Origin of the sequence: Kosakonia sp. S42, assembly GCF_016624785.1 — a bacterium.
GTDB lineage: Bacteria > Pseudomonadota > Gammaproteobacteria > Enterobacterales > Enterobacteriaceae > Kosakonia > Kosakonia cowanii.
The window spans coordinates 1-12,039 of the sequence record NZ_JACVTW010000039.1 but is presented as its reverse complement, the minus strand read 5'-3'; the positions used below and the strand labels follow the sequence as shown (position 1 = coordinate 12,039).

At 54.8% G+C, this 12,039-nt stretch carries 13 protein-coding genes; all 13 read left to right on the top strand.

All coding sequences use genetic code 11. The annotated features are described in order from the left end of the window. Window positions 1-8: 8 nt before the first annotated feature. On the top strand, window positions 9-1,175 hold the full coding sequence (gene sucC / locus IAE50_RS23100; protein WP_034811760.1) for an ADP-forming succinate--CoA ligase subunit beta: 1,167 nt from the start codon (window positions 9-11) through the stop codon (window positions 1,173-1,175). Beyond that, entirely contained in the window at window positions 1,175-2,044 is an 870-nt protein-coding gene (gene sucD / locus IAE50_RS23095; RefSeq protein ID WP_023478233.1) for a succinate--CoA ligase subunit alpha, read from the top strand. The genes sucC and sucD overlap by 1 nt, the downstream gene beginning before the upstream one ends. An 811-nt stretch (window positions 2,045-2,855) precedes the next feature. Beyond that, window positions 2,856-4,424, top strand: a complete 1,569-nt coding sequence (gene cydA, locus IAE50_RS23090; protein WP_042712263.1) for a cytochrome ubiquinol oxidase subunit I — start codon at window positions 2,856-2,858, stop codon at window positions 4,422-4,424. A gap of 15 nt (window positions 4,425-4,439) precedes the next feature. After that, window positions 4,440-5,579: a cytochrome d ubiquinol oxidase subunit II gene (gene cydB, locus IAE50_RS23085; protein WP_128483377.1), complete on the top strand. Its 1,140-nt coding sequence runs from the start codon at window positions 4,440-4,442 to the stop codon at window positions 5,577-5,579. 14 nt (window positions 5,580-5,593) lie between these two features. Continuing rightward, window positions 5,594-5,707, top strand: coding sequence for a cytochrome bd-I oxidase subunit CydX (gene cydX, locus IAE50_RS23080; RefSeq protein WP_071789428.1), 114 nt, complete (start codon window positions 5,594-5,596; stop codon window positions 5,705-5,707). Beyond that, window positions 5,707-6,000 carry a cyd operon protein YbgE gene (gene ybgE / locus IAE50_RS23075; RefSeq protein WP_042713645.1) on the top strand — a complete coding sequence of 98 codons (294 nt, stop codon included), beginning with the start codon at window positions 5,707-5,709 and terminating at the stop codon, window positions 5,998-6,000. The genes cydX and ybgE overlap by 1 nt, the downstream gene beginning before the upstream one ends. Window positions 6,001-6,148: 148 nt before the next feature. Further along, the gene (ybgC, locus tag IAE50_RS23070; RefSeq protein WP_034811764.1) at window positions 6,149-6,553 is read left to right on the top strand and encodes a tol-pal system-associated acyl-CoA thioesterase; all 405 of its coding nucleotides are present in this window, start codon (window positions 6,149-6,151) and stop codon (window positions 6,551-6,553) included. Then, a complete protein-coding gene (gene tolQ, locus IAE50_RS23065; RefSeq protein WP_023478229.1) occupies window positions 6,550-7,242 on the top strand; it encodes a Tol-Pal system protein TolQ in 693 nt (230 codons plus the stop codon). Before ybgC ends, tolQ begins: the two co-directional genes overlap by 4 nt. Before the next feature lie 3 nt (window positions 7,243-7,245). Beyond that, complete coding sequence (tolR, locus tag IAE50_RS23060) at window positions 7,246-7,674, top strand: colicin uptake protein TolR (protein ID WP_042713646.1); 429 nt, start codon at window positions 7,246-7,248, stop codon at window positions 7,672-7,674. 39 nt (window positions 7,675-7,713) lie between these two features. Further along, window positions 7,714-9,039 (top strand): cell envelope integrity protein TolA, encoded by a 1,326-nt coding sequence (tolA, locus tag IAE50_RS23055; protein ID WP_200581434.1) that lies wholly within the window; start codon window positions 7,714-7,716, stop codon window positions 9,037-9,039. A 130-nt stretch (window positions 9,040-9,169) separates the two neighbouring features. Continuing rightward, window positions 9,170-10,462: a Tol-Pal system beta propeller repeat protein TolB gene (gene tolB, locus IAE50_RS23050; RefSeq protein ID WP_023478234.1), complete on the top strand. Its 1,293-nt coding sequence runs from the start codon at window positions 9,170-9,172 to the stop codon at window positions 10,460-10,462. Between the two features lie 30 nt (window positions 10,463-10,492). Beyond that, window positions 10,493-11,008 (top strand): peptidoglycan-associated lipoprotein Pal, encoded by a 516-nt coding sequence (gene pal, locus IAE50_RS23045; protein WP_007373922.1) that lies wholly within the window; start codon window positions 10,493-10,495, stop codon window positions 11,006-11,008. Window positions 11,009-11,017: 9 nt separating this feature from the next. Beyond that, complete coding sequence (cpoB, locus tag IAE50_RS23040) at window positions 11,018-11,824, top strand: cell division protein CpoB (protein ID WP_200581433.1); 807 nt, start codon at window positions 11,018-11,020, stop codon at window positions 11,822-11,824. Window positions 11,825-12,039: the final 215 nt, after the last annotated feature.

Sequence of the window (12,039 nt, the reverse complement as noted above, 5' to 3'; positions counted from 1 at the left end):
TAGAACAGATGAACTTACATGAGTATCAGGCGAAACAGCTTTTTGCCCGGTCAGGTCTGCCGACTCCGGTTGGATACGCCTGTACTACCCCGCGTGAAGCCGAAGAAGCGGCATCGAAAATTGGTGCAGGCCCGTGGGTCGTAAAATGCCAGGTTCACGCAGGCGGCCGCGGTAAAGCGGGCGGCGTAAAAGTGGTGAACAGCAAAGAAGAGATCCGCGCATTCGCGGAGCACTGGCTGGGTAAACGCCTGGTAACCTACCAAACAGACGCTAACGGCCAGCCGGTTAACCAGATCCTGGTTGAAGCGGCGACCGATATCGACAAAGAGCTCTACCTGGGCGCGGTAGTTGACCGTAGCTCGCGTCGCGTGGTGTTCATGGCCTCCACCGAAGGCGGTGTTGAGATTGAGAAAGTGGCGGAAGAGACCCCGCACCTGATCCACAAAACCACTATAGATCCGCTGACCGGCCCGATGCCGTATCAGGGTCGTGACCTGGCGTTCAAACTGGGTCTGGAAGGTAAGCAGGTTCAGCAGTTCACCAAGATCTTTATGGGTCTGGCGACCATTTTCCTTGAGCGCGACCTGGCGCTGATCGAAATCAACCCGCTGGTGATCACTAAGCAGGGCGACCTGATCTGCCTCGACGGCAAACTGGGCGCAGACGGTAACGCACTCTTCCGCCAGCCGGATCTGCGCGAAATGCGCGACCAGTCTCAGGAAGACCCGCGCGAAGCGCAGGCTGCGCAGTGGGAGCTGAACTACGTTGCTCTCGACGGCAACATCGGCTGCATGGTTAACGGCGCAGGCCTGGCGATGGGCACCATGGACATCGTTAAACTGCACGGCGGCGAACCGGCTAACTTCCTCGACGTTGGCGGCGGCGCGACCAAAGAGCGCGTAACCGAAGCTTTCAAAATCATTCTCTCCGATGAGAACGTGAAAGCCGTTCTGGTTAACATCTTCGGCGGCATCGTGCGCTGCGATTTGATCGCAGACGGCATCATCGGTGCTGTAGAAGAAGTTGGCGTGAACGTGCCGGTAGTCGTACGCCTGGAAGGTAACAACGCTGAACTGGGTGCCAAGCGCCTGGCTGACAGCGGCCTGAATATTATTGCAGCGAAAAGTCTGACGGATGCAGCACAGCAGGTTGTTGCCGCAGTGGAGGGGAAATAATGTCTGTTTTGATCGATAAGAACACCAAAGTTATCTGCCAGGGCTTCACCGGAAGCCAGGGTACATTCCACTCCGAACAGGCGATTGCCTACGGTACGCAGATGGTTGGCGGCGTAACGCCAGGCAAAGGTGGCACCACGCACCTCGGCCTGCCGGTGTTCAACACCGTGCGTGAAGCGGTAGAGGCGACCGGCGCGACCGCAACGGTTATCTACGTTCCGGCTCCGTTCTGCAAAGACTCCATCCTGGAAGCGATCGATGCAGGTATCAAACTGATTATCACCATCACTGAAGGTATCCCGACGCTGGATATGCTGACGGTGAAAGTGAAGCTGGATGAAGCTGGCGTGCGCATGATCGGGCCGAACTGCCCGGGCGTGATCACCCCAGGCGAGTGCAAAATCGGCATTATGCCGGGCCACATCCACCAGCCGGGTAAAGTCGGCATCGTTTCGCGCTCCGGCACCCTGACCTATGAAGCGGTTAAACAGACCACGGATTACGGTTTCGGTCAGTCCACCTGTGTGGGCATCGGCGGCGACCCGATCCCGGGCTCTAACTTTATCGATATCCTGAAACTGTTCCAGGAAGATCCGCAGACCGAAGCGATTGTCATGATCGGTGAGATCGGTGGTAGCGCGGAAGAAGAAGCCGCAGCCTACATCAAAGAGCACGTCACCAAACCGGTTGTTGGCTACATCGCCGGTGTTACCGCGCCGAAAGGCAAGCGTATGGGCCACGCAGGCGCCATCATCGCAGGCGGTAAAGGTACGGCGGACGAGAAGTTCGCGGCGCTGGAAGCAGCTGGCGTGAAAACCGTGCGCAGCCTGGCCGATATCGGCGACGCGCTGAAAACCGTAATTAAATAAAAAACCATCGCTCCCCCACGCAGGGGAGCAGCGCAATTCGACATGGTTGGCCGCTCCTGGAGCGGCCTTTTTTATTGCCCGCATCTATGCGTGATAAAAAAAAGGGAGGCAAGCAGGGGAGGGCGCGTGCAGCATTATCCGGCGGCTCGAAAGCAGGTTATAAAAGTTATGAATAATAGCGTTAAACATCGCCTTTTAAAGATGCTTATTTTTATAATAACGAAGCGGTGTTAATTATATTAACTGGATAAGTGAAATATTTGTAAAATCAATCTGGAAATAGTTGAGCTGTTTCACTTAAGAGTTACCCACTTTTCACGTTTTTAACTTACCGCGTAAAGTAACCCGCCTTTCTTCGCTTTATTCGCCAATTGATAACCATAAATTGCGTTACATTAAACATGTTATTAACACTGTTTTTACCCGCCGGACACCTTAAATACAAAATTAACACCGTCAATGGTAAATGATTTAAATCAATATTTAAAAGCTTGGAAAAGCAGTCAAAACTCGCTAAATTGTCGCGGATCAAATTGACCGCGAAGTGCAAAGTTGGGGATTAATTGATCGCCGTCGTAAAACGTAAAACATAATCAATAAATGCTTTTTATTGTTAGGGTTTTGCGGAGTAATATATTCGCGAGATCAATTCGAATTTTTTATTAACCTGGTTGTAACTTTTTTTATTCATTGTCCCGACATTGGGAGAGTGAATAAAACAGTGCAGCAAATTTGTATTGGGGCATGCGTGTGAACCTTCGCTAACGGGGGTTTACTCTCGGAGTCTTCATGCGATGAGCAAGGAGTCATGATGTTAGATATAGTCGAACTGTCACGCTTACAGTTTGCCTTGACCGCGATGTACCACTTTCTGTTTGTGCCGCTGACGCTTGGTATGGCGTTCCTGCTGGCAATTATGGAAACGGTCTACGTCCTCTCCGGCAAACAGATCTACAAAGATATGACCAAGTTCTGGGGCAAGTTGTTTGGGATCAACTTCGCGCTGGGCGTGGCGACCGGTCTGACCATGGAGTTCCAGTTCGGGACTAACTGGTCTTACTATTCTCACTACGTTGGGGATATTTTCGGTGCGCCGCTGGCCATTGAAGGTCTGATGGCCTTCTTCCTCGAATCCACATTCGTGGGTCTGTTCTTCTTCGGTTGGGATCGTCTGGGCAAAGTTCAGCACATGGCGGTAACCTGGCTCGTTGCTCTGGGCTCCAACTTGTCCGCACTCTGGATCCTCGTCGCCAACGGCTGGATGCAGAACCCCATCGCCTCTGATTTCAACTTCGAAACCATGCGTATGGAGATGGTGAGCTTCTCTGAACTGGTGCTTAACCCGGTTGCGCAGGTCAAATTTGTGCACACCGTGGCTTCCGGCTACACCTGCGGCGCTATCTTCATTCTTGGTATCAGCTCCTACTACCTGCTGCGCGGTCGTGACGTTGCTTTTGCGAAACGCTCCTTTGCTATCGCAGCCAGCTTCGGTATGGCGGCCATCCTCTCCGTTATCGTGCTGGGTGATGAGTCCGGTTACGAAATGGGTGACGTGCAGAAAACCAAACTGGCGGCAATCGAAGCGGAGTGGGAAACCCAACCGGCTCCGGCAGCGTTTACCCTGTTTGGTATTCCGGATCAGGATAAACAAGAGAACAAATTCGCTATCCAGATCCCGTTTGCGCTCGGCATTATCGCTACCCGCTCGGTCGACACGCCGGTTATCGGCCTGAAAGACCTGATGGCGCAGCACGAAGAGCGTATCCGTAACGGCATGAAGGCGTACCAGTTGCTTGAGCAGCTGCGCTCCGGCTCTGCGGATCCGGCAGTACGTGAGCAGTTCAATAACGTGAAGAAAGATCTCGGTTACGGCCTGCTGCTGAAACGCTATACCCCGAACGTCACCGACGCGACGGAAGCGCAGATCCAGAAAGCGACCCAGGACTCTATTCCACGCGTTGCGCCGCTCTACTTCGCCTTCCGTCTGATGGTGGCCAGTGGCGTGCTGATGCTGCTGATTATCGGCATCTCCTTCTGGACGGTGATCCGTAACCGCATCGGCGAGAAGAAATGGCTGCTGCGCGCCGCGCTGTATGGCATTCCGCTGCCGTGGATTGCGATCGAATCAGGCTGGTTTGTGGCTGAATACGGTCGTCAACCGTGGGCGATTGGTGAAGTGCTGCCGACTGCCGTTGCCAACTCCTCATTGACCGTCGGCGATCTGCTGTTCTCAATGATTCTGATTTGCGGCCTTTATACGCTGTTTATGGTGGCCGAAGTGTTCCTGATGTTCAAATTTGCTCGCCTTGGGCCGAGCAGCCTGAAAACAGGTCGCTATCACTACGAGCAGTCCACCGTGACTACTCAGCCGGCACGCTAAGACAGGAGTCGTGAAATGATCGATTATGAAGTATTACGTTTTATCTGGTGGCTGCTGGTGGGCATTCTGCTGATCGGTTTTGCCGTCACTGATGGCTTCGACATGGGCGTCGGCATGCTGACCCGCGTGTTGGGGCGTAGCGACACCGAGCGCCGCGTGATGATTAACTCCATCGCGCCGCACTGGGACGGCAACCAGGTCTGGCTTATCACTGCCGGTGGCGCGCTGTTCGCCGCCTGGCCGATGGTCTACGCGGCAGCCTTCTCCGGCTTCTATGTGGCGATGATCCTCGTGCTGGCCTCACTCTTCTTCCGTCCGGTTGGCTTTGATTACCGCTCGAAGATTGAAGATGTGCGCTGGCGCGGCATGTGGGACTGGGGCATCTTCATCGGTAGCTTCGTGCCGCCGCTGGTAATTGGTGTAGCGTTCGGTAACCTGCTGCAGGGCGTACCGTTCCACCTGGATGGCGATATGCGCCTCTTCTATACCGGTAACTTCTTCCAGCTGCTGAACCCGTTTGGTCTGCTGGCCGGTGTAGTAAGTGTGGCGATGATCCTGACCCAGGGCGCGACCTACCTGCAAATGCGTACCGTCGGCGAACTGCACCTGCGCGCACGCGCCACGGTACAGATTGCAGCGCTGGTTACCCTGGTCTGCTTCGCGCTGGCCGGTGTCTGGGTGGTGTACGGCATTGACGGGTATGTGATCACCTCTGCGATGAATCACCATGCGGCCTCAAATCCGCTGACCAAAGAAGTTGCAGTACAGGCGGGTGCCTGGCTGACCAACTTCAACAATACGCCGGTATTGTGGGCGATCCCGGCTCTGGGCGTGGCGCTGCCGCTGTTGACTATCCTGACCGCGCGTCTGGATAAATCAGCCTTCGCCTTTGTCTTCTCGTCCCTGACGCTGGCGTGCATCATTCTGACCGCAGGCATCGCGATGTTCCCGTTCGTCATGCCGTCCAGCACCATGCTGAACGCCAGCCTGACAATGTGGGATGCGACCTCGACGCAGCGCACGCTGAACCTGATGACCTGGGTTGCTGCGGTATTCGTACCGATTATTCTGCTCTACACCAGCTGGTGTTACTGGAAAATGTTCGGTCGTATTACCAAAGAGCAGATCGAAAGCAACACCCACTCTATGTACTAAGTAAGGAGCTGAATATGTGGTATTTCGCCTGGATTTTAGGAACGCTTCTTGCCTGTGCTTTTGGTGTGATCACCGCGCTGGCGCTGGAACATGTTGAAGCAACCAAAGCCGGTCAAGAAGAACATTGATGGATAAGGTTATCGCAAAGCTCTATGCGGTAATGGACAAGGGCCCGTTACGGGCCCTTTCCTTACTAATGGCGCTGCTGCTGGCAGGGTGCATTTTCTGGGACCCGTCGCGCTTTGCGGCGAAAACCAGTGAGCTTGAGATCTGGCATGGTCTGCTGTTGATGTGGGCCGTTTGCGCCGGTGTGATCCACGGCGTCGGTTTTCGTCCTCGCGCGCTGCACTGGCAGGGGCTGTTTTGCCCGCTGATTGCTGATGTTGTGCTGCTTGCAGGTCTGCTTTTCTTCTTCTTTTGAATAAGAAATATCCGCTATCCCGATGGGCTTGCAAAAGCCCATAAATTTTTACTCTCCGTTTACCACAACCCATTCCAAAGCACCTTGCCCGCGCGTATAGTAGCGAAGTTTAAAAGCTCTAACCTTTTTTGCATTACCGGGATGTAAAGTGAATACAACGCTGTTTCGATGGCCGGTTCGTGTCTATTACGAAGATACTGATGCCGGTGGTGTGGTTTACCACGCCAGCTACGTTGCTTTTTATGAAAGAGCCCGCACCGAGATGCTGCGCCACCATCACTTTAGCCAACAGGCTCTGCTGGCAGAGCAGGTCGCGTTCGTGGTGCGCAAAATTACGCTGGAGTATTTTGCACCCGCCCGACTCGACGACATGCTCGACGTCCAAACGGAAATAACATCAATGCGTGGAACGTCTATGGTGTTCTCGCAGCGGATCGTCAACGCAGAGAACAAAGTGCTGAACGAAGCTGAAGTGCTGGTTGTCTGTGTTGATCCACTCTTAATGAAGCCTCGTGCGCTTCCCAAGTCTATTGTCGCGGAGTTTAAGCAGTGACTGACATGAACATCCTTGATTTGTTCCTGAAGGCGAGCCTTCTGGTCAAACTTATCATGTTGATTTTGATTGGTTTTTCAATCGCATCCTGGGCAATCATTATCCAGAGAACCCGCATCCTCAACGCCGCAGGGCGTGAAGCGGAAGCGTTCGAAGATAAGTTCTGGTCCGGCATTGAACTCTCTCGTCTCTATCAGGAAAGCCAGGGCCGTCGCGATAATCTGAGCGGCTCTGAACAGATTTTCTATAGCGGTTTTAAAGAGTTTGCCCGTCTGCATCGCGCCAACAGCCACGCGCCGGAAGCGATTGTAGAAGGTGCCTCCAGGGCGATGCGTATCTCGATGAATCGCGAGCTGGAAAGCCTCGAAAACCACATTCCTTTCCTCGGTACCGTTGGTTCCATCAGCCCCTATATCGGTCTGTTTGGTACCGTCTGGGGGATCATGCACGCCTTTATCGCACTGGGCGCGGTGAAACAGGCGACGCTGCAAATGGTTGCACCGGGTATCGCGGAAGCGCTGATCGCTACCGCTATCGGCCTGTTCGCGGCAATTCCGGCGGTAATGGCCTACAACCGTCTGAACCAGCGCGTGAATAAACTGGAACAGAATTACGACAACTTTATGGAAGAGTTCACGGCTATTCTGCATCGCCAGGCGTTTGCCAGCAGCGACAGCAATAAGGAGTAAGCCATGGCCAGATCCCGTGGGCGGAGCAAGCGTGCCCTGAAGTCCGAAATCAATATTGTGCCGCTGCTCGACGTGCTGCTGGTGCTGCTGCTGATCTTTATGGCAACGGCGCCCATCATCACCCAGAGCGTCGAGGTCGATCTGCCGGATGCGACGGATTCTCAGACCGTCAGTACCAATGACGATCCTCCGGTGATTATTGAAGTTTCCGGTGTCGGGCAATACAGCGTGGTGGTAGAGAAAGATCGTATGGATCAGCTGCCGCCGGAGCAGGTTATTGCGGAGGCGCAGCGTCGCCTGCAAACCAATCCGAAAACCGTGTTCTTAATCGGCGGGGCGAAGGACGTGCCGTACGACGAAATCATTAAAGCGCTGAACCTGTTACATAGCGCGGGTGTGAAATCGGTTGGCTTGATGACGCAGCCTATCTGATCACCGGCTTAACAGGCGGACAGTTTTTGGGAACCGAGAGTGTCAAAGGCAACCGTACAAAACGACAAGCTTAAGCGAGCGATACTCATTTCAGCCGTGCTGCACGTAATTCTGGTGGCGCTGCTGATCTGGAGTTCGTTCGATGAGCATATTGAAGCGTCAGCGGGCGGCGGTGGCGGATCGTCGATCGACGCCGTAATGGTCGATCCCGGCGCGGTAGTGGAGAACTACAACCGCCAACAGCACCAGCAATCGAGCGCTAAACGCGCGGAAGAGCAGCGTGAAAAACAGGCGCAGCAGCAGGCGGAGGAGATGCGTGAAAAGCAGGCCGCCGAGCAGGAGCGTCTGAAGCAGGTCGAGAAAGAGCGTCTGCAGGCGCAGGAAGCCGCGCGCGAGCAGGCCGAACAGCAGAAGCAGGCGGAAGAGGCGGCAAAGCAGGCGAAACAGCAGCAGAAACAGGCTGAAGAAGCGGCAGCGAAAGCCGCGGCTGACGCGAAAGCCAAAGCGGATGCGCAGGCAAAAGCGGCGGAAGAGGCGGCGAAGAAAGCCGCAGCGGACGCGCAGAAGAAAGCACAGGCGGATGCAGCCAAAGCCGCCGCCGATGCACAGAAGAAAGCCGAAGCGGAGGCCGCGAAAGCCGCCGCTGACGCACAGAAGAAAGCGGAAGCAGAAGCTGCGAAAGCGGCAGCCGATGCGAAGAAGAAAGCGCAGGCGGAAGCGGCTAAGCAGGCTGCTGCTGAAAAAGCCGCAGCAGAGAAGGCCGCCGCAGCTGAAAAAGCTGCCGCTGAGAAGGCCGCTGCCGCAGAGAAAGCCGCAGCGGAGAAGAAAGCCGCTGCAGCGGAAAAAGCGGCAGCCGAAAAGAAAGCGGCTGCGGAAAAAGCCGCCGCTGAGAAGAAAGCTGCCGCCGAGAAGGCCGCTGCCGATAAGAAAGCGGCTGCCAAAAAAGCCGCAGCAGAGAAAGCCGCCGCCGCTGAAGGCGTCGACGATCTGTTTGGCGATCTCAGCTCCGGTAAGAATGCACCGAAAACGGGCGGCGGAGCGAAAGGCAACAATGCAGCGCCGTCGGGTTCGGGTAACACTAAGAACAACGGTGCATCCGGAGCCGATATCAGTAACTACGCAGGGCAGATTAAAACGGCGATTGAGAGCCGCTTCTATGATGCATCCTCCTACACCGGGAAGACCTGTACGTTACGTATCAAACTGGCTCCGGATGGGACGCTGTTAGATATTCAGTCTGAAGGGGGCGATCCGGCGCTCTGTCAGGCCGCGCTGGCCGCGGCACGACAGGCGAAAATGCCGAAGCCACCAAGTCAGGCTGTGTATGAAGTGTTCAAAAATGCGCCGCTGGACTTCAAACCTTGAGGTACACTTTCCTCGCGATCCCGTGAGGAAAGTATGCGAAGGCGGTTCCAACGCGGGTAGTTTTGTCTTATTGGTTTGTTAAAATTCTGCTAAATTATCGCGGGTTTTTTGCCCGGATAAGGGAGATATGATGAAGCAGGCATTACGTGTTGCATTTGGTTTTTTGATGCTGTGGGCAGCGGTGCTGCATGCAGAAGTACGTATCGAGATCACCCAGGGGGTAGACTCGGCACGCCCGATTGGCGTTGTGCCGTTCCAGTGGGCAGGCCCAGGCGCTGCGCCTGAGGACGCTGGCGGTATCGTTGCGGCGGATCTGCGCAACAGCGGTAAATTCAACCCGCTGGATCGCTCCCGTTTACCGCAGCAGCCGGGTACCGCGCAGGAAGTGCAGCCCGCTGCATGGTCCGCGCTCGGTATTGATGCGGTCATCGTAGGTCAGGTGACACCGAACCCTGATGGCAGCTACAACGTCGCTTACCAGCTGGTCGACACCGGCGGCGCGCCGGGTACCGTGCTGGCGCAAAACTCCTTCAAAGTGAATAAGCAGTGGCTGCGTTATGCTGCCCATGCCGCCAGCGACGAAGTATTTGAAAAGCTGACCGGTATTAAAGGCGCGTTCCGTACCCGTATCGCCTATGTCGTGCAGACCGCGAACACTCAGTTCCCGTATGAACTGCGCGTCTCTGACTACGACGGCTATAACCAGTTCCTCGTCCACAAATCGCCGCAGCCGCTGATGTCCCCGGCCTGGTCCCCGGACGGTTCAAAAGTCGCATACGTGACCTTTGAGAGCGGTCGTTCCGCGCTGGTTATCCAGACTCTGGCTAACGCCAGCATTCGTCAGGTGGCGTCGTTCCCGCGTCACAACGGCGCACCGGCCTTCTCGCCGGATGGCACCAAGCTGGCGTTTGCCCTGTCAAAAACCGGCAGCCTGAACATCTATGTGATGGACATCGGTTCCGGCCAGATCCGTCAGGTTACTGACGGTCGCAGCAACAACACCGAACCAACCTGGTTCCCGGACAGCCAGAACCTGGCCTTTACCTCTGACCAGGCCGGTCGTCCGCAGGTTTACAAAATCAATATCAACGGCGGCGCAGCGCAGCGTATCTCCTGGCAGGGTTCTCAGAACCAGGATGCGGACGTCAGCAGCGACGGTAAGTTTATGGTGATGGTTAGCTCTGACGGTGGTCAGCAGCACATTGCTAAACAAGATCTGGAAGCGGGTGGCGTGCAAGTTTTGTCGTCAACGTTCCTGGATGAAACGCCAAGTCTGGCACCTAACGGCACTATGGTCATCTACAGCTCTTCTCAGGGGATGGGCTCCGTGCTGAACCTGGTTTCTACAGATGGGCGTTTCAAAGCGCGTATTCCGGCGACTGATGGACAGGTTAAATTCCCTGCCTGGTCTCCGTATCTGTGATAATAAATAAATATTAAAGGAATCAAAGAAATGCAACTGAACAAAGTGCTGAAAGGCCTGATGCTGGCTCTGCCTGTTATGGCAATCGCTGCATGTTCTTCTCACAAGAACAACACCAGCGACCAGAGCGGCGAAGGCATGATGGGTGCCGGCACTGGCATGAACGGTAGCGGTAACATGTCCTCTGAAGAGCAGGCGCGTCTGCAGATGCAGCAGCTGCAGCAGAACAACATCGTTTACTTCGATCTGGACAAGTACGACATCCGTTCTGACTTTGCAGCGATGCTGGATGCTCACGCTAACTTCCTGCGTAGCAACCCGTCCTACAAAGTGACCGTAGAAGGTCATGCTGACGAACGCGGTACCCCGGAGTACAACATCTCCCTGGGCGAACGTCGTGCTAACGCCGTTAAAATGTACCTGCAGGGTAAAGGCGTTTCTGCTGACCAGATCTCCATCGTTTCTTACGGTAAAGAAAAACCTGCAGTACTGGGTCACGACGAAGCGGCTTACGCTAAAAACCGTCGCGCCGTACTGGTTTACTAAGAGAATTGCATGAGCAGTAACTTCAGACATCATCTGTTGAGTCTGTCGTTACTGGTTGGCATAGCGGCCCCCTGGGCCGCTAATGCTCAGGCGCCAATCAGTAGTGTCGGCTCAGGCTCGGTCGAAGACCGTGTCACTCAACTTGAGCGTATTTCCAATGCTCACAGCCAGCTTTTAACCCAACTTCAGCAGCAGCTCTCTGATAATCAGGCCGATATTGACTCCCTGCGCGGGCAGATCCAGGAAAGCCAGTATCAGCTCAATCAGGTTGTTGAACGCCAGCAGCAAATTCTGCAGCAGATCGGCAATCTGAGCAGCGGTGCAGCAGCAGGGCAGACGCAGCAGGCTTCCGGCGATCAGAGCGGTGCGGCAGCGCAGGCTCCGGCCGCGGATGCGGGCGCAAATAACGGTGCTGCGGCTTCAGGCGCACCGGTACAAAGCGGCGATGCCAATACCGATTACAACGCGGCTATCGCCCTGGTGCAGGATAAATCCCGCCAGGATGATGCGTTGGCTGCGTTTCAGAACCTCGTCAAAAAGTACCCGGATTCAACCTATGTGCCGAACGCTAACTACTGGCTCGGTCAGTTGAATTACAACAAGGGTAAGAAAGACGATGCGGCTTACTACTTCGCATCGGTAGTGAAGAACTTCCCGAAGTCGCCGAAAGCGCCAGACGCGATGTTTAAAGTCGGTGTGATTATGCAAGACAAGGGCGATACTGCGAAAGCCAAAGCGGTTTACCAGCAGGTGGTCAGCAAATACCCTGGTACCGATGGTGCGAAACAGGCGCAAAAACGCCTTGCTTCGATGTAATGCATAGCGCATGACCAGAAAACGCGGTTTTTCTGGTCTTGTCGCATGAATCATAAGCAGTTAAACAGTGAGCGTCGAAATTGTTGTTGCGCTGAGTTCTTAAATCAGTAATATATGCCGCCGTTGCCACGGGATATCTCTTAACCCGGAAGCAGCGCAAAAGTGGGTCGTTAGCTCAGTTGGTAGAGCAGTTGACTTTTAATCAATTGGTCGCA

Coding starts and splice junctions, on each gene's coding strand:
- sucC (WP_034811760.1), top strand. CDS start 9: ATGAACTTACATGAGTATCAGGCGAAACAGCTTTTTGCCCGGTCAGGT.
- sucD (WP_023478233.1), top strand. CDS start 1,175: ATGTCTGTTTTGATCGATAAGAACACCAAAGTTATCTGCCAGGGCTTC.
- cydA (WP_042712263.1), top strand. CDS start 2,856: ATGTTAGATATAGTCGAACTGTCACGCTTACAGTTTGCCTTGACCGCG.
- cydB (WP_128483377.1), top strand. CDS start 4,440: ATGATCGATTATGAAGTATTACGTTTTATCTGGTGGCTGCTGGTGGGC.
- cydX (WP_071789428.1), top strand. CDS start 5,594: ATGTGGTATTTCGCCTGGATTTTAGGAACGCTTCTTGCCTGTGCTTTT.
- ybgE (WP_042713645.1), top strand. CDS start 5,707: ATGGATAAGGTTATCGCAAAGCTCTATGCGGTAATGGACAAGGGCCCG.
- tolR (WP_042713646.1), top strand. CDS start 7,246: ATGGCCAGATCCCGTGGGCGGAGCAAGCGTGCCCTGAAGTCCGAAATC.
- tolB (WP_023478234.1), top strand. CDS start 9,170: ATGAAGCAGGCATTACGTGTTGCATTTGGTTTTTTGATGCTGTGGGCA.
- pal (WP_007373922.1), top strand. CDS start 10,493: ATGCAACTGAACAAAGTGCTGAAAGGCCTGATGCTGGCTCTGCCTGTT.
- cpoB (WP_200581433.1), top strand. CDS start 11,018: ATGAGCAGTAACTTCAGACATCATCTGTTGAGTCTGTCGTTACTGGTT.